Annotated in this window: 20 protein-coding genes; 15 read left to right on the forward strand and 5 right to left on the reverse strand. The window is 33.0% G+C overall.

Translation table 11 applies throughout. The features are described from left to right. Positions 1 to 187 precede the first annotated feature (187 nt). The 5 genes from clpB to DM444_RS20885 all read left to right on the forward strand — a co-directional run bounded on the left by clpB (position 188) and on the right by DM444_RS20885 (position 6,519). A complete protein-coding gene (gene clpB / locus DM444_RS20865) occupies positions 188 to 2,785 on the forward strand; it encodes an ATP-dependent chaperone ClpB (protein ID WP_111290294.1) in 2,598 nt (865 codons plus the stop codon). 396 nt (positions 2,786 to 3,181) lie between these two features. Continuing rightward, positions 3,182 to 4,060, forward strand: a complete 879-nt coding sequence (locus DM444_RS20870) for a DUF808 domain-containing protein (RefSeq protein ID WP_111290296.1) — start codon at positions 3,182 to 3,184, stop codon at positions 4,058 to 4,060. A gap of 279 nt (positions 4,061 to 4,339) precedes the next feature. Beyond that, positions 4,340 to 4,753 carry a hypothetical protein gene (locus tag DM444_RS20875; RefSeq protein ID WP_111290298.1) on the forward strand — a complete coding sequence of 138 codons (414 nt, stop codon included), beginning with the start codon at positions 4,340 to 4,342 and terminating at the stop codon, positions 4,751 to 4,753. Between the two features lie 321 nt (positions 4,754 to 5,074). Further along, entirely contained in the window at positions 5,075 to 5,548 is a 474-nt protein-coding gene (locus DM444_RS20880) for a DUF6169 family protein (protein WP_111290300.1), read from the forward strand. Between the two features lie 80 nt (positions 5,549 to 5,628). After that, positions 5,629 to 6,519 carry a carbon-nitrogen hydrolase gene (locus DM444_RS20885; protein WP_111290302.1) on the forward strand — a complete coding sequence of 297 codons (891 nt, stop codon included), beginning with the start codon at positions 5,629 to 5,631 and terminating at the stop codon, positions 6,517 to 6,519. A 321-nt stretch (positions 6,520 to 6,840) separates the two neighbouring features. On the opposite strand, the gene DM444_RS20890 is transcribed toward DM444_RS20885, so the two are convergent. Together DM444_RS20890 and DM444_RS20895 are read right to left on the reverse strand one after the other, a co-directional pair. Next, a complete protein-coding gene (locus DM444_RS20890) occupies positions 6,841 to 8,100 on the reverse strand; it encodes an OmpA family protein (RefSeq protein ID WP_111290304.1) in 1,260 nt (419 codons plus the stop codon). 203 nt (positions 8,101 to 8,303) lie between these two features. Further along, positions 8,304 to 9,830, reverse strand: coding sequence for a choice-of-anchor I family protein (locus tag DM444_RS20895; RefSeq protein WP_111290306.1), 1,527 nt, complete (start codon positions 9,828 to 9,830; stop codon positions 8,304 to 8,306). 184 nt (positions 9,831 to 10,014) lie between these two features. Between DM444_RS20895 and DM444_RS20900 the strand changes: the two genes are divergently transcribed. Beyond that, positions 10,015 to 11,055: an agmatine deiminase family protein gene (locus DM444_RS20900; protein WP_111290308.1), complete on the forward strand. Its 1,041-nt coding sequence runs from the start codon at positions 10,015 to 10,017 to the stop codon at positions 11,053 to 11,055. 444 nt (positions 11,056 to 11,499) lie between these two features. Here the strand turns inward: DM444_RS20900 and fahA are convergent, their stop codons facing one another. Then, positions 11,500 to 12,783, reverse strand: coding sequence for a fumarylacetoacetase (fahA, locus tag DM444_RS20905; RefSeq protein WP_111290310.1), 1,284 nt, complete (start codon positions 12,781 to 12,783; stop codon positions 11,500 to 11,502). A gap of 109 nt (positions 12,784 to 12,892) precedes the next feature. Here fahA and glyA point away from each other — a divergent pair, with 109 nt between their 5' ends. The 4 genes from glyA to DM444_RS20925 all read left to right on the forward strand — a co-directional run bounded on the left by glyA (position 12,893) and on the right by DM444_RS20925 (position 16,691). Continuing rightward, a complete protein-coding gene (glyA, locus tag DM444_RS20910) occupies positions 12,893 to 14,167 on the forward strand; it encodes a serine hydroxymethyltransferase (protein WP_111290312.1) in 1,275 nt (424 codons plus the stop codon). A 137-nt stretch (positions 14,168 to 14,304) separates the two neighbouring features. Continuing rightward, positions 14,305 to 14,898 (forward strand): tRNA-(ms[2]io[6]A)-hydroxylase, encoded by a 594-nt coding sequence (gene miaE, locus DM444_RS20915; RefSeq protein ID WP_111290314.1) that lies wholly within the window; start codon positions 14,305 to 14,307, stop codon positions 14,896 to 14,898. Between the two features lie 252 nt (positions 14,899 to 15,150). Then, complete coding sequence (locus DM444_RS20920) at positions 15,151 to 16,191, forward strand: GMP reductase (RefSeq protein ID WP_111290316.1); 1,041 nt, start codon at positions 15,151 to 15,153, stop codon at positions 16,189 to 16,191. A gap of 2 nt (positions 16,192 to 16,193) precedes the next feature. Then, positions 16,194 to 16,691 carry a GNAT family N-acetyltransferase gene (locus DM444_RS20925; RefSeq protein ID WP_111290318.1) on the forward strand — a complete coding sequence of 166 codons (498 nt, stop codon included), beginning with the start codon at positions 16,194 to 16,196 and terminating at the stop codon, positions 16,689 to 16,691. A gap of 79 nt (positions 16,692 to 16,770) precedes the next feature. On the opposite strand, the gene DM444_RS20930 is transcribed toward DM444_RS20925, so the two are convergent. Both DM444_RS20930 and DM444_RS20935 read right to left on the reverse strand, forming a co-directional pair. Continuing rightward, a complete protein-coding gene (locus DM444_RS20930; RefSeq protein WP_111290320.1) occupies positions 16,771 to 17,250 on the reverse strand; it encodes a hypothetical protein in 480 nt (159 codons plus the stop codon). Positions 17,251 to 17,395: 145 nt separating this feature from the next. Then, on the reverse strand, positions 17,396 to 17,974 hold the full coding sequence (locus tag DM444_RS20935) for a pentapeptide repeat-containing protein (protein ID WP_111290322.1): 579 nt from the start codon (positions 17,972 to 17,974) through the stop codon (positions 17,396 to 17,398). 157 nt (positions 17,975 to 18,131) lie between these two features. Between DM444_RS20935 and aspA the strand changes: the two genes are divergently transcribed. From aspA to DM444_RS20960, 5 genes are all read left to right on the forward strand, one after another. Continuing rightward, a complete protein-coding gene (aspA, locus tag DM444_RS20940; RefSeq protein ID WP_111290324.1) occupies positions 18,132 to 19,541 on the forward strand; it encodes an aspartate ammonia-lyase in 1,410 nt (469 codons plus the stop codon). Positions 19,542 to 19,697: 156 nt separating this feature from the next. Then, entirely contained in the window at positions 19,698 to 20,984 is a 1,287-nt protein-coding gene (locus DM444_RS20945; RefSeq protein WP_111290326.1) for a BamA/TamA family outer membrane protein, read from the forward strand. 173 nt (positions 20,985 to 21,157) lie between these two features. Further along, positions 21,158 to 21,832, forward strand: a complete 675-nt coding sequence (locus DM444_RS20950; protein ID WP_111290328.1) for a response regulator transcription factor — start codon at positions 21,158 to 21,160, stop codon at positions 21,830 to 21,832. Between the two features lies 1 nt (position 21,833). Beyond that, complete coding sequence (locus DM444_RS20955) at positions 21,834 to 23,216, forward strand: HAMP domain-containing sensor histidine kinase (protein WP_111291173.1); 1,383 nt, start codon at positions 21,834 to 21,836, stop codon at positions 23,214 to 23,216. An 83-nt stretch (positions 23,217 to 23,299) separates the two neighbouring features. Continuing rightward, positions 23,300 to 24,022: a hypothetical protein gene (locus DM444_RS20960; RefSeq protein WP_111290335.1), complete on the forward strand. Its 723-nt coding sequence runs from the start codon at positions 23,300 to 23,302 to the stop codon at positions 24,020 to 24,022. Positions 24,023 to 24,123 lie beyond the last annotated feature (101 nt).

Consider the following 24,123-nt stretch of genomic DNA (forward strand, 5'->3'; position numbering starts at 1 on the left):
CTTTTTGACGCGTTAAAATCGGTAAAATATGATTTTTAACGTCATTTTGTCTGTTTTTTTACTGTGGAATATAATTTGTCTATTGGATTACAAAGTTAAATTATTTTGAGTTAATAACATACCTCAATAAATCGTAACTTTAATCTTATAAATTTCAAACATTTAAAATCAATCAAATCGTAAAAATATGAATATAAATAAGTTTACTATTAAATCGCAGGAAGCCATTCAGTTGTCTCAGCAATTAGCGCAACGAAATGGCCAACAGCAAATTGAAAATGAACACATTTTCAAAGCTATTTTTGAAGTTGATGAAAACGTGGCGCCATTTATTTTGAAAAAACTAAATGTAAATGTGCCGTTGTTTTTACAAATTTTAGACAGTACAATTCAGAGTTTTCCAAAAGTTTCTGGAGGCGAAATTATGCTTTCAAGAGATGCTAATAAGGCTTTGAATGAAGCTGAAATCATTGCACAAAAAATGAACGACGAATACGTTTCGATCGAGCATTTAATTTTAGCCATTTTTGACTCTAAAAGTAGAGTTTCTCAGATTTTAAAAGATCAAGGAGTTACTGGTAAAGGTCTGAAAGCGGCGATTGAAGAATTACGTAAAGGCGAAAGAGTAACTTCTGCTTCAGCTGAAGAAACCTATAATTCGTTAAATAAATATGCTAAAAACTTAAACGAATTAGCCCGTACAGGAAAGCTGGATCCAGTAATAGGACGTGACGAAGAAATTCGCCGCGTATTGCAGATTCTGACTCGTAGAACTAAAAACAACCCAATGCTTATTGGAGAACCTGGAGTTGGTAAAACGGCTATTGCAGAAGGTCTAGCGCATAGAATTGTGGATGGTGATGTTCCAGAAAACTTAAAAGAAAAGATCGTTTTCTCATTAGATATGGGGGCTTTGATCGCTGGGGCGAAATATAAAGGAGAATTCGAAGAACGTTTAAAATCGGTGGTAAAAGAAGTTACAGCCGCAGAAGGTGATATCGTTTTATTTATTGATGAGATTCATACACTTGTAGGCGCGGGTGGAGGCGAAGGCGCAATGGACGCGGCGAACATATTGAAACCAGCTTTGGCTCGTGGAGAATTGAGAGCAATTGGAGCAACGACTTTAGATGAATATCAAAAATATTTTGAGAAAGATAAAGCGCTTGAAAGACGTTTCCAAAAGGTATTAATTGATGAACCAGATACTGAAAGTGCGGTTTCAATTCTTCGTGGAATCAAAGAAAAATATGAAACGCATCATAAAGTTCAAATTAAAGATGAAGCAATTATTGCAGCAGTTGAACTTTCGCAAAGATATATTACGAATCGTTTTTTACCAGATAAAGCGATCGATTTAATGGACGAGGCAGCTTCTAAACTGCGTATGGAAATCAATTCAAAACCTGAAGAATTAGACGTTTTGGATCGTAAAATCATGCAATTAGAGATTGAGATTGAAGCCATTAAACGTGAAAAAGAAGAAAGCAAACTGAAGATTTTAGGTATGGAATTAGCCAACCTGAAAGAAGAACGCAACGAAATCTATGCAAAATGGAAACAAGAAAAAGATATCGTTGACGGAATTCAGGCTGTAAAACACGAAATCGAAGACTTTAAATATGAAGCAGAGCGTGCAGAACGTGAAGGTGATTACGGAAAAGTAGCTGAAATTCGTTACGGAAAAATTAAAGAAGCTCAGGAACGCCAAGAAACATTGCAAAAACAACTGCAAGAATTCCAATCTGGAAATTCTTTAATTAAAGAAGAAGTTACCAGAGAAGATATTGCAGAGGTTGTAGCAAAATGGACTGGAATTCCAGTTACAAAAATGCTTCAAACAGAAAGAGAAAAACTATTGCATTTGGAAGACGAATTGCACAAACGTGTAGTAGGTCAGGAAGAAGCGATAGAAGCGGTGAGTGATGCAGTTCGTAGAAGCCGTGCTGGTTTACAGGATATGAAGAAACCTGTTGGAACATTCTTATTCTTAGGAACAACCGGAGTGGGTAAAACCGAATTAGCAAAAGCTTTAGCAGAATATCTTTTTGATGACGAAAATGCGATGACGCGTATTGATATGAGTGAGTATCAAGAACGTCACAGTGTGAGCCGTTTAGTTGGTGCGCCTCCAGGATATGTAGGTTATGATGAAGGTGGACAATTGACAGAAGCGGTTCGTAGAAAACCCTATTCTGTAATTTTGTTAGACGAGATCGAAAAAGCCCATCCAGATACTTTCAATATTTTATTGCAAGTTTTAGATGAAGGTCGATTGACAGATAACAAAGGACGTTTGGCCGATTTTAAAAACACAATTATCATCATGACTTCTAATATGGGAAGCCAGATTATTCAGGAAAAATTCGAAAATCTAAAAGGCGGAGTAGAAGCAGCAACAGAAGCTGCTAAAAACGAAGTTTTAGGATTATTGAAACAAACTGTGCGTCCAGAGTTTATTAACCGTATAGACGAAATTGTAATGTTTACGCCTCTTACAGTAGATAATATTTCAAGAATTGTAAGCTTACAATTGAAAGGGGTTACAAAAATGCTGGCTCAGCAGGGCATTACAATGGATGCAACTCCAGAAGCTATCGCTTACTTGTCAGACAAAGGATATGATCCGCAATTTGGAGCGAGACCTGTTAAACGTGTAGTGCAAAGAGAAGTTTTAAATCAATTGTCAAAAGAGATTTTGGCAGGAAATATAACAACAGACAGCATTATTTTATTAGATGCTTTCGATGGCAAATTGGTTTTTAGAAACCAGACAGCTAACTAATTTTTTTTCATTTTTGTTACTCTTAAAAAGCATCAGTTTTACTGATGCTTTTTTTTTGCCCTTAATTCTGAAACTTTTTACGCAATTCTTATAACAGTTCATTTTTGAAAAATGTTCAAATTTAAATGATATAAAATCAGCAAATTATTAATTTAAAAACAGAAGATTATGAACAATTTATTTAGAGGATTATTAGCAGGATACGGCGCTAAAAAACTAGGCGGAGGGTGCTTTGGAACTATTATAGTTTTTATTATTCTGTGGGTCTTATTAGGGCAATGTAACTAAAACCGCAATACAGAAAATTAGGAATAAAAAATACAAATTTAGATGTAATATTATTGGGCAGATTAAGCCAAAATGTCTAGATTCGCATCACTAAAAATAAATTAAAAAATGGGTTCAGGTTTTTTCGCACTATTAGATGATATCGCAGCAATTATGGATGACGTTGCAGTAATGAGCAAAGTTGCAGCAAAAAAAACAGCCGGAATTCTTGGTGATGATTTAGCAGTAAATGCCGAAAAAGCTTCTGGATTTGCTTCATCAAGAGAACTTCCTGTTTTGTGGGCAATTAGTAAAGGTTCGTTATTAAACAAAATCATCATTCTTCCAATTGCATTTTTATTAAGCGCATTTTTTCCAATTGCTATTATAGTAATTTTAGTATTGGGAGGATTATTTTTAGCTTATGAAGGAGCTGAGAAAATCTACGAATTTATAGTTCCTCACGCACACGAAGAATCGGAAGGAATAACTGATGAAGTACTTACGGAAGAAGAAATTTTAGTAATTGAAAAAGACAAAGTTAAATCGGCAATTGTAACCGATTTTATTCTTTCAGTCGAAATTGTGATTATCGCTTTAGGAACGGTGATCGGAAAACCATTATTATCACAAATCATTACTGTTTCTATTATTGCAATTATTGCTACGGTTGGAGTTTACGGAATCGTAGCGCTTATTGTTCGTATGGATGAAGTTGGTTTCAAAATGATTCAGCATAGTAAAAAAGAAAAAAGTCTTTTAAAAAGTGTTGGGAATATATTAGTTCAAGCGCTTCCAAAAGTAATTAAAGCATTAACCGTAATTGGAACAATTGCTTTGATTTTAGTGGCTGGAGGATTATTTGTCCATAATATTGAATTCTTTCACCATTTGTTGCCAAACTTTCCTTCAATCATAAAAGAGTTCGCAATCGGGCTGATAATTGGCTTTATTATTTTAGGAATTGTAAATCTTTTCAAAAAAATATTCCAAAAGAAAGCAGCATAATTTAGCTGTAAGCATATATTTAAAAGAAACACCAGTCGAAAGATTGGTGTTTTTTTTGGTGTAGAAATAAAACATTTTCAGCTCAAATTCTATCGGTACCAAGCGAGATTTTTTGCTTTTTTATAAGAAAATGAGACAAATTCATTAATTTTTTTTGATGAATAAGTTTTTGATTTACAAATGATTAATCGTTTTCTGAAAAAAAATAACATTTCATCAAAGCAACCTTTTTAATTATGCCACATCTTCATAGTAATTAACAATTAATTATTATTTTATATGAAAAGTTTTAGATTAAAATCTGTTTTAGTAGTATTATTTTTATCAATTGCATTTGTTTCATGCAGTAACGATGATGATAACGATAAAACACCAGTTCCAACTACAAAGGCTGCTTTAGTAACAGAAATCAAAGGACCAGCAACTGGAAAAGTAAATGACGAATTAAGTTATGAAGTAACTTATGTAGTAGATAATTCTTGCGCAGAATTCGATAAAATCTCTGAAGTTACAATCGGATCAGTAAAAGGATTACAAGTAATTGCTAAATACCCAGCAGCAGTTTGTACACAACAAGTTCCAGAACCAAAGAAAACAGTTTACAAAATTAAACCAACTGCAAAAGGAACTGTAGAGATCAAATTCAAAAAATCAGAAACTGAATTCCTTACTCAAAAAGTTGTGATTGAATAACAACTAGTTTAGTTGATATTTTTTTAGGTTGAAAGCCATTTTACAGAAGTTTATTTTTAAGCTGATGTAAGATGGTTTTTTGATTTTTGATAAAATGTAAGAATTATCAATTCGTAAATAGAGAGGTAATTTAATTGATTTGAAAGAGATATGATTTTTTTTTTCTTACATTTGTATCATAATTCAGAAACAATTATGGAAAAAACAATAATCATAAAGCCAAATGCTAAGACAGTTTCTGTTCTTAAAAAAATGGTCGATTTAAAAGAAGAACATCGAAAAGAAGTTATAGCAAGATTAAAGAAAAAATAGTATTTCTTTATGTATCAATATATTTTAGAAGAGGGTTTGTACCCTCTTTTTTATTTTAAAACCAAGCATGGGTTAGAATATTTTGTTAGTTTTCAGAAAATGGATTTTGATAATATTTTTTTTCAAAAATTACATTCAGTTGATTTTTATGAAGCTAATAATCAAAAGTTCTTTAATGATCCTTTAATAGAAATTACAATTACTAACATTATAAATGACTATTTTAAAAGCAATCCAGAGATAATGTTAAATTATGTTTGTGATAGCGTCGATTTTAAACAAGATTTTAGACAAAAATTATTTGATAAATGGTACAGAAATACTCAAAATAATGAATTTTCTAAAATCAATTTTCAATACCAGCTTGATCAGGAAAATGTGGTTTATCATTTGAGTTTTATTTTTAAAACAGAATTTTATAATATTCAAGAGCTTATTGAAAAAGTTAATTTGCAATTAGAAGAATTTAGTAGTTTTAAGTAAACTTTTTTGGTTGCAAGATGAAATTCATCACTTTGCCATTCCTCTAAAATTTACTATTTTTGCACTCTAAATTTTATGTCATGCCGAAAAGAAAATATAAAATATCGGTTATTCAGTTAAATCTGAATGATGTTGCCGAAAATAATCTTAAGAAATGTATCAGCTGGGTAAGAGATGCTGCAAGCCAAGGAGCAGAGGTAATCTTACTTCCTGAATTATATAGCAGTCATTATTTCTGCCAAAGCGAAGATGTAGAAAATTTTGCATTAGCAGAACCACTTTACAGCACTTCTTTTATTGCATTCAGCGAATTGGCTAAAGAATTAGGAGTAGTTATTATTGTTCCTTTCTTCGAAAAAAGAATGGCTGGAATTTATCATAACAGTGCTTACATCATTGATACAGATGGAACAGAAGCTGGTTTGTATCGTAAAATGCATATTCCAGACGACCCTCATTTCTATGAAAAATTCTATTTCACGCCAGGTGATTTAGGTTTCCAAGCTATCGAAACTAAAAAAGGAACTGTTGGAACTTTGATCTGCTGGGATCAATGGTACCCAGAAGCGGCTCGTATTACAGCCCTTAAAGGTGCTGAGGTTTTATTTTATCCAACAGCTATTGGATGGCATCCTAAAGAAAAAGAACAATATGGAGAAAATCAGTATGGTGCTTGGATGAACGTAATGAAAGGCCACGCAGTTGCTAATGGTGTTTTCGTTGCGGCGGCAAATAGAATTGGTTTAGAAAAATATATCGAAGGAACAGAAGGAATTCAATTCTGGGGAGCTTCTTTCATCGCTGGACCACAGGGAGAAATTTTAGCTCAAGCGTCTCACGATAAAGAAGAGATCTTAATTGCTGAAGTTGATTTAGATTTACAAGAAAATGTTCGTCAAAACTGGCCATTCTTCAGAGATAGAAGAATTGATGCTTTTGGAGATATTGTAAAAAGAGCAATCGATAAATAATTAGATTTATCTCAAATATAAAAAAAGGACAAAATGTATATTTTGTCCTTTTTTTGTAAGCTTCGGAGAAGCGAAATATTTATAGCAAAGAATAAATGTTTTACAAGATAAAGCTCCAGCGGAGCGACATATTTTTTTCACAATCTATATATGTCGCTCCGCTGGAGCTTTTCATTTGTCTTATCGAAGTACTATAAATATTTAGCTTCTCCGAAGCTTTAAATAAGGATTCAAAATCTAGTTTTTTTTAACTCTATTTTTATAACAAAAAGGAGCTATTCATTTGAATAGCTCCTTTTCTTGTTTTTAGCTTTATATGTATTACTTCACTTGGAAAGTAACTCTTCTCACGATTTGACGTGCCTCTTTAGAATTTTTGTTAACAGAAGTATCTTCTCCGTTAGCAATTACATTCAATCTTGATGCATCAATTCCTGCATTTATAGCTACTTTTTTCACAGCTTCAGCTCTTTTTCTAGACAATTCTGTGTTGTAGTTAGTGTTTCCAATTTCGTCAGCATATCCAATAATATCAGCTGATTTTCCTGGATTGTTTTTCAAGTATTTCACTAAGAAATCTACGCCAGATAAAGAAGCGTTTGTTGGTTTAGACGAATTGAAATCGAAATAAACATTTACATAACCTCCATTGATTAATTCTTCAACAGTATTGTTTGTAGCAGTTCCAGCGCCTTTCTTTTCGTAAGTTTTGTCTAAATAGCTTTCTAACTCATCAGGCACACCATTTTGATTGTTGTCAATAGATTGCCCTTTTGTGTTAACAGCAACTCCAGCGATACTATTTGGTTCTAAATCATATAAATCGGCAACTCCATCTTTGTCTGTGTCCAAAAGACCAGTTTCGATCAAGTCAACTCTTTTTTCCAATTCACCAATTCTATCTTCTTCACCAACCCAGTCAGCGTGTCTTTCGTTTTTACCTAAGTAAAAAGTTAAACCAACAGAAGCGTTTAATAGAATTCCATCAAAAGAATCTGTAGTTGTGTTGCCCATTCCATCAAAGTTCCAGTTTTGTCTTCCGTTAATAATTCCCGTAAGATCTCCAGTCAATGCAACTCTATTGCTCAATTTGATTTGACCTGTCAAACCAGCGATTCCGTGAGCCATGTAATCTTGCCCTCCAAAACCAGTTTCAGTACTAATTTGCGAAACTCCAAAACCTCCGTGAGCTAAAAGTCCAATTGTATTTGTCCAAGTTTCGAAATTTAAAGCACGTCCTACGTTGACAACCCCTTGCAAACTTGCTCTAACATATCGACTTTCAAAATCTGGTGTGTCTTTTTTCTCTTTAAATTGGTCGTAACCAACATCTAATTTTACACCAAACTTTGGATTAAACATATATCTTACACCTAAATCTCCGTGAAAAAAGTTTAAAGATTCTGTTGTATAACCTGGAGTCATTGCTCTGGTAGGTTTATTAACTCCGCCATTAAGTTCTAATGACCATTTGTTGTATTCTTGATCTACAATAGGTTTTGTAGAAGTGGTAGCCATATTTTGTGCGCCTGCGGCGAATGATAGTAATAATAGAGAGGCTGATACTAATTTCTTTTTCATGATATCAAAAATTAAATTGTTTTTATTATTAAACTCATGAACAAAATTAGAGGTCGAATTTTAGAATGTGTTGTATATACACTTACATAATTTCCATATTTTGGCTTTTAATTATGTAAATCCGTTAAAATTAGCCTAATAGAAAGCATAAAAAAAAGGACAAAATTCACATTTTGTCCTTTTCTATCCTGAAAATATATTTATTATTTCAAATCTGGCTGATAAATTTTAACAGATCCATCTCCTTCGCTGCTTACTACTAATAAGCTTCTTTTAGTAGGACTTTTTGAAGCTGGAATAAACAAAATTCCTTCTGGAGCGTCGCCAGTTTTTACTGTTTGTAAATATTGTGGCGAAGTTGGGTTTGTAGCATCATAAACCATAAATGCATCAGATCTTTCTAAACCAACGAATAAAATGTTTTGATCTCCCATTTTAGCAGCTACTACAGCTTCTGGCTCAGAACCTTTATCATCACTTCTTTTATCGTCGTAAGTTCCTAATTCGTTAGTTTTTTTGTCAACATCATTTTTACTGTCAAAAACTATTTTTCCAGTATTTCCGTTCCAGATTGAAAAAGATCTTCCTCCAAAACTTACCATTTGGTCTAAATCTCCGTCACCGTCAGTATCTCCCATGTCAGTAATAAGATTAAGTCTTCCTAAGTTTGTTTCTAATTTTAAAGTTGTTGCATCAGGAAAAGCAGTTGCGTCCAATGTCATGTCTTTCATACGCTTAACATCAGAATAAGCATCATATTCTCTAGCATCTCCTTCATTTGCAGTAACAAAATAAGGAGTATTATTTACTGTAAAATGACTAATTGCATCTGGCATATAAAGTCCTTTTACTTTCCAAGGATTAAAAGCTACTTTATCGTCTTTATCGTCTTTATCACTCACATCAATTGCATTTTCTGCAGTATTGTAGTCTTTTAAACCTAAAGGATAAATTGCAGTGATTGTTTTAGAAGTTAAATCAACTTTTGCCACCCCGTTATTTTCTTGTAAAGTTACCCAAGCCGTTTTTGAATCATCAGAAATAGTAATGTATTCTGGTTCAATATCCTGAGCAAAGCTATCAGCAAATTTAGAAATTCTGAATCCGTCTTTTGCCAATGTTGTAGCTTGACTACTGAAAGAACTGAAATCTAAAGTAGTAACCGAGTAAGTGCTAGTTTCAATAATAGAAACCGTTCCGTTTGGATCTTGTGAATAATCTGTATTTGGTTCTCCTTCGTTAGCAGTCATAATGAATTTTCCGTCAGGAGAAAAAGTAATCATATCTGGTAATGCACCAACCGTAACTTGTTTGATTAAACTATAATCTGAAGTATTGAAAACAACTACTTTTCCGTTTCCTTGTTTGTTTGCGGTAGATTCTAAAGCAACAGCTAATTTTCCGTCAAATACAGAAACACTGTTTGCAGCACCTTCGTAAGTTGCTAAATCAATTTTTCCAATTTTAGTTGGTTTTGTCGGGTCAGTAATATCAATAACATCAATTTGATTAACTCCGCTGTTATTTACTGTAAAAAGTCTTTTTGTTTTTTCGCAATAAGCAGAAATTTCAGCTGCAGCTTCTCCGCCAATCGTAATAGAACCAATTTCTTTAAAAGTTGCTGGGTTCTCGTTTACAACAACTTCAGGTTCGTTGTTTGAGTTTTCGTCATTATTACAGCTCGCCATAATAAAAAGCGCTGCAAATAAAGAGATAGATAAATTTTTCATGTGTTAGTTTTTAGTTTTTGCAAAAGTAATTCTGAGCTTTCTGTTGAATATTAAGTAGGTATTATTTAATCTTTAACTTAATTTTTGCAGGATATTTATTGTGAAAATATAGATGAATTTCAATCAAATGTTTTATAATCCTAACGAATGCTTATCTTTGCACTTTCTAAATTAGAACCTCTTTATGTCAACAAATAATAGAAGATTTCCAGCAGAATGGGAAAAACAGCAAGGAATTGTATTGTGTTTTCCGCATAACGGTAACGATTGGCCTGGAAAATATGAGGCCGTTCAATGGGCTTTTGTAGAATTTATTAAAAAAGTAGCCACTTTTGAAACTGTTTTTTTGGTTGTAGCCGATGAAAAACTAAAAGAGAAAGTTGCCGATATGCTTGAAAGAGCTCGTGTAAACCTTGAAAATATTTCCTATATTATTCATAAAACCAACAGAAGCTGGATGCGTGATTCAGGACCTATTATTGTAAAAAATGGTTCGAAAAGAGAAGCGTTGAATTTTAATTTCAACGGCTGGGCAAAATATAAAAACTATCAATTAGACAAATTCGTTCCTGGGAAAGTAGCTGATTTTATTGATGTTCCTCTGACTCAGGTAATGTATAAAGGAAAACCAGTAATTGTTGAGGGAGGAGCGATTGACGTAAACGGAAAAGGAACTTTATTGACATCTGAAGAATGTTTAATGCATCCTACAATTCAGGTTCGTAACGCTGGTTTTACAAAAGAAGATTACGAAGCAGTTTTTAAAGAATATCTTGGAGTTACAAACGTAATTTGGTTAGGAGATGGAATAGAAGGGGACGATACTCACGGTCATATCGACGATTTGTGCCGATTTGTAAATGAAGATACTATTGTAACGATTGTTGAAACAGATAAAAATGATTCAAATTACAAGCCTTTGCAAGATAATTTGAAACGTTTGCAAAACGCAAAACTAGAAAACGGAAAATCGCCAGTTATTGTAGCATTGCCAATGCCAAAACGAGTTGATTTTGAAGATTTACGTTTACCAGCAAGTTATGCTAATTTCTTGATTTTGAATAATTGTGTTTTAGTGCCAACTTTTAATGATAGTAACGATCGCGTAGCTTTAAATATACTTTCTGAATGTTTCCCTGATCGTGAGGTAATCGGAATAAGCTGTATTGATTTCATTTGGGGATTCGGAACATTACACTGCTTAAGCCAGCAGATTCCTGCTTAAGTTTTTGCCACGAAGACACAAAGGCTCTAGTTTTTTTAGGGTTGCCTTTGTCAGGCTGAGCGAAGTCGAAGACCCACAAAGTTTTTCGTAAAAGTATTGTGTAAAGATTAATCTCGCAAAGTTTATTATAGTAATAAAAATACTATTTGTCATTTCGACGTAAGGAGAAATCTCCGCAAGCAACTCCGCAACAGTAAGCCAATCTTTGTAGAGCTACTCGTGGAGATTTCTCCTTACGTCGAAATGACAAAAATGAGAAGAAAACTTTGCTTCTTAGCGACTTTGTGAGATTCAAAACATTTAGAATAAGCCAAACTTAAAAGTGAAATGACAAAAATCATTTCTAATCTTCTTAATCTGTGGCAAAATAAAAAGCATAAAAAAACCTTGGTGACAGCCAAGGTTTTTCTATTTCTATATTTATTCAGATTCTGGATCCGTTCTTCATTGTTTAATGAAAGGAGGTAACAATTGGCTAGAAACTTCTCCAAAACCAATTCTTACTTCAGTATTTTCACAGAATCCACGAATAATAACCGTATCATTATCTTCAATAAATTTACGTTCGCTTCCATCTTTTAATGTTAACGGATTTTTTCCGCCCCAAGTTAATTCAAGCATTGAACCAAAACTATCAGGCGTTGGACCAGAAATAGTTCCAGAACCCATCATGTCACCAGAATTTACACGACATCCGTTTGAAGTATGATGAGCCAATTGCTGACACATTGACCAATATAAATATTTAAAGTTTGATTTCGAAACAACAGTTTCCTCTTGATTTTCAGGTTGTATTGAAACTTCTAAATGAATGTCAAAAGCTTTTTTTCCTTTAGTTTGTAAATAAGGAAGCGGAGACGGATCTTGTTTAGGTCCTTTAGTTCTAAAAGGCTCCAAAGCATCCATAGTCACAATCCACGGAGAAATTGAAGTTGCAAAGTTTTTAGCTAAGAATGGTCCAAGAGGCACATATTCCCATTTCTGAATATCACGCGCGCTCCAGTCATTCAATAAAACCATTCCGAAAATATAGTCTTCTGCTTCGTAAGTTGGAATATTTTCACCCATTACGTTAACATCTGTTGTAATAAAAGCAGTTTCTAATTCAAAATCTACTAAACGAGAAGCTCCGAAAACAGGCGTATCGTGTCCAGCAGGTAAAGTCTGTCCCATTGGTCTGTGAACTGGAATTCCTGAAGGCACAATTGTCGAACTTCTTCCGTGATATCCAACTGGAATATGAAGCCAGTTTGGCAATAAAGCATTTTCTGGATCACGGAACATTTTACCTACGTTTGTAGCGTGTTCTCTACTCGAATAGAAATCAGTATAATCACCAATTAAAACTGGCAATTGCATCTCTACATCTTCGATTTTAAATATAACAATATCTCGGTGTTTTGTTGAATCTCTTAATTGCGGGTTGTTCTCGTCAAAAATATCTGCGATACGATTTCGAACCAGACGCCATGTTTTTTTTCCGTCAGAAATAAAATCATTTAGCGTATCCTGCATAAACATATCATCGGTTAATTCGATTCCTTCAAAATAGTTCAATTGCTGTAAAGCCCCTAAATCTATGGCATAATCGCCAATTCGCGTTCCTACGGTAACGACATTTTCTATAGTAAGAAATACACCGAAAGGAATATTCTGGATGGGGAAGTCGCTATTTTCTGGCACTTCTAACCATGATTTTCTACTGGTATCGTTGGCAGTTATTGGCATGTTTAATGTTAATTATTTGTTGAAAAATTACTTGTCAAATATATCATAATCTAGCAGTTTGACAAACGTTTTTTTGTATTTTTGCGTGAAATTAACGAAAAACAAAAAAATGCAACGCGACGAACAAATTTTTGATCTTATCCAAGAGGAGAAAGAAAGACAAATTCACGGACTAGAGCTTATCGCTTCAGAGAATTTTGTAAGTGATGAAGTAATGGCAGCAGCAGGGTCTGTTTTAACTAATAAATATGCAGAGGGTTATCCTGGTAAAAGATACTACGGCGGTTGTGAAGTAGTTGACGTTATTGAGCAAATTGCGATTGACAGAGCTAAAGAATTATTTGGTGCTGAATATGCAAACGTACAGCCTCACTCAGGTTCTCAAGCAAATACTGCAGTTTACCATGCGTGTTTAAATCCTGGCGATACTATTTTAGGTTTCGATTTATCTCACGGAGGTCACTTAACTCACGGTTCTCCAGTAAACTTCTCAGGACGTTTATACCGTCCAGTTTTTTACGGTGTAGATGCTGAAACTGGTCGTTTAGATTATGATAAAATTCAAGAAATTGCAACTAAAGAACAGCCAAAATTAATTATCGCTGGAGCTTCGGCTTATTCTCGTGATATGGATTTTGCTCGTTTCAGACAAATTGCTGACAGCGTAGGAGCAATCTTATTTGCTGATATTTCTCACCCAGCAGGTCTAATTGCAAAAGGATTATTAAACGATCCAATTCCACATTGTCATATTGTTTCTACAACAACTCATAAAACATTAAGAGGGCCACGTGGAGGTCTTATTTTAATGGGGAAAGATTTTCCAAATCCACAAGGATTAACAACTCCTAAAGGAGAAATCAGAATGATGTCTTCATTATTGGATTTAGCGGTTTTCCCAGGAAATCAAGGTGGACCATTAATGCATATTATTGCAGCTAAAGCGGTTGCTTTTGGTGAAGCATTAAAAGATGAATTCTTTACTTATGCAATGCAATTGCAAAAAAATGCAAATGCAATGGCTGATGCTTTCGTAAAAAGAGGTTACAACATTATCTCTGGCGGAACTGACAATCACATGATGCTTATTGACTTAAGAAATAAAAATATTTCTGGTAAAGAAGCTGAAAACGCATTAGTAAAAGCTGAAATTACAGTAAACAAAAACATGGTTCCTTTTGACGATAAATCGCCATTTATCACTTCTGGAATCCGTGTTGGAACAGCTGCAATCACAACTCGTGGTTTAGTTGAAAAAGATATGGAAACTATCGTAGCTTTAATCGATAAAGTACTTACAGATCATACAAATGAAGATCTTATCGAAGAAGTTGCTGAAGAAGTAAACGAATTAATGAGCGAAAGACCGATTTTTGCGTATTAATTAGTTTAAAGTTTAAGGTTTCAAGTTTAAAGTTTTGTAATGCGTAAATAAGCGTATTATGGAACTTTAAACTTTTTTTCGTTTAGAAAAGAAACTTGAAACCTGAAACAAAATAAACCTGAAACAAATTAAAAGACATGGGCGTATTAAGATTACAATTGCCAACTGACCCAAGATGGGTAAATATTGTTGAGAAAAACATAGAAGAAATTCTAACGGATCACGCTTGGTGCGAGCAGAAAGCAGCAACAAATGCGATTACAATCATTACAAATAATTCTGAACATCAGGATTTAGTAAAAGATTTATTGGCTTTAGCCAAAGAAGAAATCGATCACTTTGAACAAGTTCACAATATCATCATCAAAAGAGGATTAAAATTAGGACGTGAACGTAAAGATGATTACGTAAACGAACTTTACCAATATATGAAAAGAAGCGGAGACGGAAGCCGTGTTTCTGGTCTTGTTGAAAGATTGTTATTTTCAGCCATGATTGAAGCTAGAAGCTGTGAACGTTTCAAAGTCCTTTCTGAAAATATTAAAGACGAAGAATTAGCTATTTTCTACAGAGAATTGATGGAAAGTGAAGCCGGACATTACACAACATTCATCACTTATGCTCGTAAATATGGAACAGGAATTGACGTAGAAAAACGCTGGAGAGAATGGTTAGAATTTGAAGAATCTATCATTACCAATTACGGAAAAGGAGAAACGATTCATGGGTAGTTTATTTTAGTGTTCAGTGTTCAGTTTTTTGAGTTTTCAGTCGCAGTCGCAGTTTTCAGTTTTTACGTTTGTCACGTTGAGCGAAGTCGAAACGCTCTCCAATTAGAAACTTTGTGAATCTTAGTGGAATTAAAAAGCGCTTTTGTAAACGCATGTTAGTAATTGTTCACAAGTTCAAGTTTTTGTTAATCTAAAATCTACAATCTAAATTCTAAAATTCCTTACATTTGAGAGTAACCAAAATCTCGAACTATGAGAATAGAAATGGACCTGAAACTAGGATTTAAAGATGTAATGTTTAGACCTAAAAGATCAACACTTAAAAGCAGATCTGAAGTTTCCCTAGAACAAAATTTCAAGTTTTTGCACAGTACTTCAAGTTGGACAGGAATTCCGATTATGGGTGCTAATATGGATACGGTTGGGACTTTTGAAATGGCTCAGGTCTTGGCAAAAGAAAAGTTGTTTACAGCGATTCATAAACATTATACTCTAGAAGAATGGAACGCATTTCTTAAGAACGTATCTCCAGATTTTTACGATTATATTGCTGTAAGTACAGGAACAGGAAAAGAAGATTTTGAGAAGATTGAAAAAATAATCACTGCAAATCCATTACTGAAATTTATCTGCATTGATGTTGCTAATGGTTATTCGGAACATTTTGTTCAGTTTTTAAAGAAAACCAGAAAACAATATCCAGACAAAATCATTATTGCTGGAAACGTCGTTACAGGCGAAATGACCGAAGAACTATTATTAGCTGGTGCTGATATCGTAAAAGTCGGAATTGGTCCTGGTTCTGTTTGTACAACTCGTGTTAAAACAGGCGTTGGTTATCCGCAATTATCTGCAATTATCGAATGTGCCGATGCCGCGCATGGATTAGGTGGACATATTATCAGCGACGGCGGTTGCACAACTCCAGGCGATGTTGCCAAAGCTTTTGGCGCCGGAGCCGATTTTGTAATGTTAGGCGGAATGCTTGCAGGACACACAGAAAGCGGTGGAGAACTAATAGAACTAAAAGGAGAAAAATTCAAACAATTTTACGGAATGAGTTCTAAAACTGCAATGGACAAACATTCTGGAGGCGTTGCAGAATACAGAGCAAGCGAAGGAAAAACAGTTCAGGTTCCGTTTAAAGGAGACGTGATTCACACTGTTTTAGATATATTAGGCGGAATTAGAAGCACTTGTACTTATGTAGGAGCTTCAAGATTAAAAGAATTGACTAAACGAACGACTTTCATCCGCGTAAGCGAACAAGAAAATCAGGTTTTTACAAAATAAATATGATTAAAATTACCGAAGCATTTGTTGAAGATATTGCTAAAATTCAAGAAATCGCACACATAACTTGGCCAATAACCTATGGTGAAATTCTAACGGCAGCGCAGTTAGATTATATGTTGGATCTCATTTATTCTGATGAAGCGCTTTCTAAACAAATTCAGAATAAAGAACAGTTGTTTTATTTGGTTTCAGATTTAGAATCTGTAATTGGTTTTATCGGAATCGAACACAATTATAAAAACGAAGCGATTACCAAAATCCATAAAATTTACCTTTTGCCAGAAACTCAGGGAAAGGGTTATGGTAAAATAGTTTTTAATTCAATTGAGGAATTGGCTTTAGAAAATAAGTCAAAGGAACTTTTATTAAACGTAAATCGCTTTAATACCGCTTTAAATTTCTACAAAAAACTTGGTTTCGAAATTAAAGAAACAGTTGATATTGAAATTGGAAATGGATATTTGATGGAAGATTATGTTATGGGGAAGAAGATATAGTTCTCTTACATTATAAAAAAAAAAGCAGGTCTTTGAAACTTGATTTTCAAAGACCTGCTTTTTTTTATAATGCAGATAATTAACGAATTAAATTATAAATAAAACTTGCTGCAAAAAGATAAATAAAGACACATAATGCATTAATACCTAAAACTTTAAGATATTTATTAGCATTAGAAGTTTCTTCTCTAAAAAAAGTATAATTAATTACTGTTGCCGCTCCACCGATTGCTCCACCAACTGCTCCACCACTAAATACGAGCCCAATTGGTAATGCACCAACGATATATTCATACCATTTTAATTTATTTGCCATTGGATATTTTTTGCCATCAATGTTTAAGGCTTGTGAAGATATATCTGGTATGTTAGCCTTTGGAAAAGCCTTAACTATTTCGTCATTAGCTCTTTTAATTAAAAATGGTTTTCCTTTTTCTTTACTTTGCTCAACAAGTACTCCATTTTGTTTTAATGTTGATTTTCCAGAAAAGATATTGTTTTCAAATTCGAAATTATTGTTTGGAAAATCAGGTAATGTAAATTTAAAATTGTTTTTCATGATTTTATTGCTTTTTTCTTTTTTAAGTTTTTAGTAATCAGTTGAATAATAATACTTAAATATTTTTGCAAAGGTATTTTGAATACCTAATTGCAAATAGCAACAAAAAGACAGAAAAATAACATAATAAGTTAAAAGTTACTTTTTAGCTCACAATCAAATCATGTTTAAATAATAACCCTTTCACTTCTTTTAAAGAAAAAATAGCTTTCTTCAATTTAGTTTTAGACGGATCAATAGTATAATTGTAGCTTGTTTTAAAATCGGCTTTATTGGCAATGGCTTTGTTGAATTCTGATCGATACAAATCGCAGTTGTCAAAAACAACGCTTGTTAAATCTGCAGCCATAAAATCTACGGCGATTAAACTGCAATTGGTAAATGGAGTTCCTTTTAATTTTAAAGTGTAAAATTTTGAAAAGTCTAGAATGCAATCGTTAAAATGAACTTCAAAAATTAGTTTGTCACACATTGCAAAATTCACTTCTTTAATTTCGCAGCGATTAAAAGTAGCGGTTCTAAATGCTACATAATTAATTTTAGCTTCAGAAAAAACACAGTCATTAAAAACGCAATCGATAAAAGTAACAGCGAGAAAAGTGCAGGCAGAAAAGTTACAATTATTAAAAACACAACATTCGAAGTCCTTAAAATTTAAGTCATCTTTGGCATAAATAATCGTATTGTATTCTTTATCAAGAAAATATTCGCTTTCCTTTTTCAACTCTTTTCTATAATTATTTTAAGGTGAAAAGGTAATAATTTACCATAAAATAATGGGAACAAATTATAAATGATTTTGATTTCATTCACATTTTTAATCCATAAAATGCTGTAGCTTTACACTTATTTTTTAAGTCAAAATTTATCAATTTTACGATATGGAATCAACAAGAAAAGAACATGATTTTCTAGGAGAATTAGAAATTCCAAACCATTTATACTACGGAATCCAGACTTTTAGAGCGGTAGAAAATTTTAATATTACAGGAATTCCGATTTCAAAAGAGCCTTTGTTTATCAAAGCGTTAGGTTATGTAAAAAAGGCTGCCGCTTTAGCCAATAAAGATTGTAATGCAATCGATCCAAAAATTGCCGAAGCGATCTGTTACGGAAGCGATCAGGTAATTGCTGGTAAATTTGATCAAGAATTTGTGAGCGATTTAATTCAAGGCGGTGCAGGAACTTCTGTAAACATGAATGCAAACGAAGTTATTGCCAATATCGGATTGGAATATTTAGGTCACAAAAAAGGCGAATACAATTTTCTTCATCCAAATAATCATGTAAACTGTTCTCAGTCTACAAATGATGCTTATCCATCAGCATTTAGAATTGCTTTGTATTTAAAAATGGAAAGCTTTATTAAAACTTTCGCTGGTTTAGAAGTTGCTTTTGCTAAAAAAGGAGAGGAGTTTAAAGAAGTTTTGAAAATGGGAAGAACGCAATTACAAGATGCTGTGCCAATGACTTTAGGACAGGAATTTAAAGCTTATGCGACGACAATTGGCGAAGATATCCAGCGTTTGAAAAATGCGCAGGAATTATTGTTGGAAATCAATATGGGCGCAACAGCCATTGGAACAAAAGTAAATGCACCTGAAGGTTATCCAGAAATTTGCGTAAAATATTTGGCAGATGAGGTTGGAATTCCGTTAACGCTTTCTCCAGATTTAATTGAAGCCACTGTAGATACAGGAGCTTATGTTCAGATTATGGGAACTTTAAAACGTTCTGCGGTTAAAATTTCTAAAATCTGCAACGATTTACGTTTATTAAGTTCTGGGCCAAGAACAGGTTTAAATGAAATCAATCTTCCTGCACGTCAGCCAGGTTCATCTATTATGCCAGGGAAAGTAAATCCGGTAATTCCAGAAGTGGTAAATCAGACTTGTTTTTATGTTATCGGTCAGGATTTAACCGTTACAATGGCGGCAGAAGCAGGACAATTACAGTTAAACGTAATGGAGCCTGTTATTGCTTTTGCTATGTTTACTTCATTAGATTATCTTTCAAATGCTATTCAGACTTTAATCGATAAATGTATTAACGGAATTACAGCAAACGTAGATCATTGCTATAATATGGTTATGAATAGCATTGGAATCGTGACACAATTGAATCCAATTATTGGTTATGAAGAAAGCGCTAGTATTGCGGGAGAGGCTTTAAAAACGGGAAAAAGCGTTCATCAAATTGCGGTTTTAGAAAGAAAATTGATCACACAGGAAAAATGGGACGAAATTTATTCTTTAGAAAACTTAATCCATCCGAAGTTTATCACTAAATAATTTTTCCATGATATAACTGAAAGCCGTCAATTTTATTTTGACGGCTTTTTTGTTAAAATAATTTTAATTTTATTTCTGTTTAGTTCGTAAGATGTTGAAAATAAGAACTATATTTACATAGGGATTGATTCTTATCTCCAAAACTAAACTTTGCAAATGGTGATTTTTTTTAAAAATAATGCCTATAAGTACAAGTCTAAAATCTTAGGATTATTACTTCTTTTTTCTTTTAATCTATTCGCTCAAGAGGAAATTAAAAACTCTGAAATTGAATCTCCAAAAATTTGTCCTCCCAAAACAGTATTTGATCTTTTTAAAAAAGAAGACGATGCTTTAGTGGTTAAACCAACAAAAAACAATTTCTTTTTATTAATTCCTGCTATTGGATCTCAGCCCGCTACAGGATTCTTTTTTGGTGCCGTTGCTCAATATACTTTTAAAGGAAAAGAAGAAAAAGATAAATATTCGATTGCCAATGTTGGGATTACCTATACGCTAAAAAATCAATGGCTGGTTAATATCAAAAACAATATTCTACTGAATAATAATAAAATCTTTTTGAGTGGCGATTATCGTTTGTATTTGTTTTCACAGCCTAATTATGGTTTAGGAACCGATATAATTCCGCCTAGACGTGACCAACCTGATAGCTTTAGTGTTGATTCTCTTGCTCAGGATATGGATTATAATTATTTGAAATTCCATCAGACAATTTCTTTTGAGGTTAAGGAGAACTATTATGTTGGAGGAGGAATTAATATTGACTGGTACTCTAGTATTCAGGATAAAGAATTGGATATCGCAAATGGAAAATATACATATCACTACAATTACAGCCAGAAATACGGGTTTGATAATTATGAATATTTCTTAAATGGAGTAAGTTTGAATCTGGTTCATGATTCGCGAGATAATCAGGTTAATGCATCAAAAGGGTGGTTTGCCAATATTAACTACAGATTTAATCCAGTTCTGTTTAATAATCAGGATTATAGTAATGTGCTCTTTGCAGAATATCGCCATTTTATACCTGTTTCTCCTAAAAATCCACGTTATGTTTTAGCGATTTGGACTTACGGACAATTTGTAACTAGAGGAAAAGTACCTTATTTAAATCTGCCTGCAATTGGCTGGGATCAGCGCAGTAGGAGTGGAGAAGGTTATACGCAGGGATTGTTTAGAGGAAACGGTTTAGTTTATTTATCTACAGAATTTCGTTTTCCTATTACCTGCAATCAATTGTTGAGCGGTACTGTCTTTACCAATTTTGTAACGGCTAGTAATTCAGATACCGATCTTAAATTATTCAAATCGATTCAGCCTTCTATTGGTGCTGGTTTAAGAATTTTAATTGACAAAGCTTCCAAAACAAATCTAATTTTAGATTATGCGTGGGGTAATAATTCTAAAGGTTTTTACCTGAATGCAGGGGAGACTTTCTAGTTTCAAAATTTGTATTAATTAAAAATAAAAAGATTAGAGTTAAAAATAATATTAAAAAGCAGGCTATTAGGTCTGCTTTTTTTATTCTTCATAATTAAATCATAATTTGTAAAAATGTACTGAATTATGTTAATTTCAATTCTTATTTTTGTTGTATATACAAACTTCTTAAGATGAAATTACTGATAGTTGAAGACGAACCAAATCTATTATCGATATTAAGAAAAGGATTTGCAGAAAATAATAATGAAGTAAGCGTTGCAATGGACGGTAAAACTGCCATGGAGATGATTCATAATTATACTTTCGATGTAGTAATTTTAGATGTAATGCTTCCTGATGTTAACGGAATCGAAATTTGCAGAAGACTTCGCGCAGCTAAAAATTTTGTGCCAATTTTGCTTTTAACGGCTTTAGGAACATCAGAAAACATTGTCACTGGACTTAATGCTGGTGCCGATGATTATTTGGTTAAGCCTTTTAAATTTGGCGAATTAGATGCCAGGGTAAATGCTTTGTACAGAAGATCGCAACAGGAAACAGAGAAAATTGACGCAATTACAATTGGTGATTTAGAAATAAACGGACGCGCAAAAACGGTTAAAAGAGAGGGAGAAAACATCATTTTAACGGCAAAAGAATTTAAACTTTTATATTATTTGGCAAAAAATACAGGCCGAATTGTTTCTCGAGATCAAATTTTAGATAATGTTTGGGATATTAATTTTGATATGAATACCAACGTTGTCGATGTATATATTACGTACTTAAGAAGAAAGATAGATAAGCCTTATTCAACCAAACTTATTCATACCATGAAAGGTTTGGGCTATGTTATTAAGCTATAAAATGGATATTAGAAAAAAAATTACTTTTAATTACGTTGCCCTTTCTACCTTTAGTACTTCTCTATTGTGTATCATCGTGTTTTTCTTATTTAGAGAAAACAATCGATATCATTTTTTAAAGCGTCTGGATGATAGAGCAAAAATTGTTTCTTCTATTCATTTTCAAAAAGATCCAGAAAAGATTAAATACTACCAAAAACTTAAAAAAAATGGTCTTGAAGAATTGATCGAAGAAGAAGAATATGTATTGAAAATCAACAGCCACAATAGTTTTGATTATAATACGAATTTAAACCTCCCGAATTCATTCTACACCAATATTTTAAGTACTGGAAAAGATTCTTACGAAAGAGATAATAAATATTATTTAGGGCAAATTTTTCAGGAAAATAGCCAAAGATATATTGTAATTGTTGGCGCGAGAGATCGCAAAGGAAAAGATACGACCGTTTATATTGTAAAAATCATGCTTTTTGGCGGAATCGGTTTTGTGATTCTGGCATTTCTATTGGGAAGATTTTTGGCAAAACGCGTTATCGATCCTGTAGCAAGAATTACAAAAGAAGTGAAGAGAATTAGCGCTTCAAATCTTCATAATCGTCTGCCTGAAGTTAAAAATTCTGATGAAATTTCAGATTTGACCAATACTTTTAATAATATGCTGGATCGTTTGGAAACTTCATTCGAGATTCAAGCAAACTTTATTAATAATGCTTCTCACGAATTAAAAACGCCAATTACAACCATTATTGCCGAAGCAGAAATCATGCTGCTTAAAGAAAGACAGCAACATGAATATGTAGAATCTCTACAGAATATTTACAGTCAGGCTTCAAGATTAGGAAATCTAACAGAAAGTTTGCTGAAATTAACTCAAACTGGTTATGACGGACAAAAACAAGTATCTGATATTGCGCGAATGGACGAATTGCTTTTGGATGTAAAATCAGATTTAGATAAAATTTATCCAGATAATCGTGTGAGCATTAAACTTAATTTTGCTCCAGAAGATTCTAATTTACTGTTGTTGCCATGTAATAAACCGCTTTTAGAATTGGCAATCAATAATATTATTACCAACGGAGTAAAGTATTCTGATAACAACGAAGTGTTTGTGAATCTTTCTGCTAATCGCGAAATGATCAAAATCTCGATTAATGATATTGGAATCGGAATTCCACCAGAAGATATTCCGCATTTGTATGAACCTTTTTTTAGAGGAAAAATTGCGGCCAAATATATTGGTTATGGTTTAGGACTTCCTTTAGCATCTAAAATCATTAGAATGCACGATGGTGAACTACAAGTGCAATCTGAGCAAAATAAAGGTACAATCGTTACCATAATCTTCAAAAAACTCAACATTAAAAAATCTAATGTTTAATTTTAGAAAATTCTAATTTTAGATTAATGTCTTTCTAAGTTGTTGATAGTTAATTTGTAAGTATAAACTAAACGATTATACTTATGAAAAACTTTCTTATACCAACGACTTTAAAAGATGATACAATTTCGGCTGTAAAATCTGCGGTGAATCAGTCAAAAAATACTGAATCAGAAATTATTTTAGTATTAGTTTCAGAAGCGCCAGATACATTTTCATCTTCTAGTTTTTTGCGTGAAATGAGATCTGGACTTACAAAAAGTCAGGAAGAAGTTCTAGAAACCTGCCGTTATATTATCGACCACACTCCAAATACGAAACTAAAAGTCCACAATCAATACGGACTTTCAGCGCCTCTTTTTAAACGTCTTATTGAGGCTTTCTCAGTAAAATTGGTCATTCTTACACATTCTTATAAACAGGAAACCAAAAGAATTCATCAATATCTGATTCAATTGGCTGGAAATCAAAAATGTCCAATTCTGCATTTAAGTACAGAAATTAATAAAGAAGTCTTTAATAAAGCACTTTATGTAGAAAATTCAAGCCGAAATATTCATGTAAAAGATGTACAAGAATTTTTGAGCGCTAATTTCTCGTTCGAAATTGTAAGCCAAACAGCTAGTTTTGAAGATAACTACGAAAATGTTGCTCCATTTTTATCAGAAGCCATTTCAAAACACAACATCGATATGTTGGTAGAAACCAGAAAAGGCGAAAAAATCAAATTTAAAAAAGCCAAAAAAGAAAATGTCAATGAAAAACTAGGACTTCCAGTTCTTTCATTGTACGAAGAGATGGTTTAAGAGTCTGAGATTCTAAGTTTCTAAGCCTCTAAGCTTTTTAATTTTAATTCTTAGCATCTTAGAAGCTTAGAATCTTAGCCTCTTAAAAAAAAAATTAATTT

The sequence above is a fragment of the Flavobacterium ginsenosidimutans genome, from assembly GCF_003254625.1.
Lineage (GTDB): Bacteria > Bacteroidota > Bacteroidia > Flavobacteriales > Flavobacteriaceae > Flavobacterium > Flavobacterium ginsenosidimutans.

Excerpts from the sequence above, each read along its gene's own strand:
- clpB (WP_111290294.1), top strand. The coding sequence starts at position 188 with ATGAATATAAATAAGTTTACTATTAAATCGCAGGAAGCCATTCAGTTG.
- DM444_RS20870 (WP_111290296.1), top strand. The coding sequence starts at position 3,182 with ATGGGTTCAGGTTTTTTCGCACTATTAGATGATATCGCAGCAATTATG.
- DM444_RS20875 (WP_111290298.1), top strand. The coding sequence starts at position 4,340 with ATGAAAAGTTTTAGATTAAAATCTGTTTTAGTAGTATTATTTTTATCA.
- DM444_RS20880 (WP_111290300.1), top strand. The coding sequence starts at position 5,075 with ATGTATCAATATATTTTAGAAGAGGGTTTGTACCCTCTTTTTTATTTT.
- DM444_RS20885 (WP_111290302.1), top strand. The coding sequence starts at position 5,629 with ATGCCGAAAAGAAAATATAAAATATCGGTTATTCAGTTAAATCTGAAT.
- DM444_RS20890 (WP_111290304.1), bottom strand. The coding sequence starts at position 8,100 with ATGAAAAAGAAATTAGTATCAGCCTCTCTATTATTACTATCATTCGCC.
- DM444_RS20895 (WP_111290306.1), bottom strand. The coding sequence starts at position 9,830 with ATGAAAAATTTATCTATCTCTTTATTTGCAGCGCTTTTTATTATGGCG.
- DM444_RS20900 (WP_111290308.1), top strand. The coding sequence starts at position 10,015 with ATGTCAACAAATAATAGAAGATTTCCAGCAGAATGGGAAAAACAGCAA.
- fahA (WP_111290310.1), bottom strand. The coding sequence starts at position 12,783 with ATGCCAATAACTGCCAACGATACCAGTAGAAAATCATGGTTAGAAGTG.
- glyA (WP_111290312.1), top strand. The coding sequence starts at position 12,893 with ATGCAACGCGACGAACAAATTTTTGATCTTATCCAAGAGGAGAAAGAA.
- miaE (WP_111290314.1), top strand. The coding sequence starts at position 14,305 with ATGGGCGTATTAAGATTACAATTGCCAACTGACCCAAGATGGGTAAAT.
- DM444_RS20920 (WP_111290316.1), top strand. The coding sequence starts at position 15,151 with ATGAGAATAGAAATGGACCTGAAACTAGGATTTAAAGATGTAATGTTT.
- DM444_RS20925 (WP_111290318.1), top strand. The coding sequence starts at position 16,194 with ATGATTAAAATTACCGAAGCATTTGTTGAAGATATTGCTAAAATTCAA.
- DM444_RS20930 (WP_111290320.1), bottom strand. The coding sequence starts at position 17,250 with ATGAAAAACAATTTTAAATTTACATTACCTGATTTTCCAAACAATAAT.
- aspA (WP_111290324.1), top strand. The coding sequence starts at position 18,132 with ATGGAATCAACAAGAAAAGAACATGATTTTCTAGGAGAATTAGAAATT.
- DM444_RS20945 (WP_111290326.1), top strand. The coding sequence starts at position 19,698 with ATGGTGATTTTTTTTAAAAATAATGCCTATAAGTACAAGTCTAAAATC.
- DM444_RS20950 (WP_111290328.1), top strand. The coding sequence starts at position 21,158 with ATGAAATTACTGATAGTTGAAGACGAACCAAATCTATTATCGATATTA.
- DM444_RS20955 (WP_111291173.1), top strand. The coding sequence starts at position 21,834 with ATGGATATTAGAAAAAAAATTACTTTTAATTACGTTGCCCTTTCTACC.
- DM444_RS20960 (WP_111290335.1), top strand. The coding sequence starts at position 23,300 with ATGAAAAACTTTCTTATACCAACGACTTTAAAAGATGATACAATTTCG.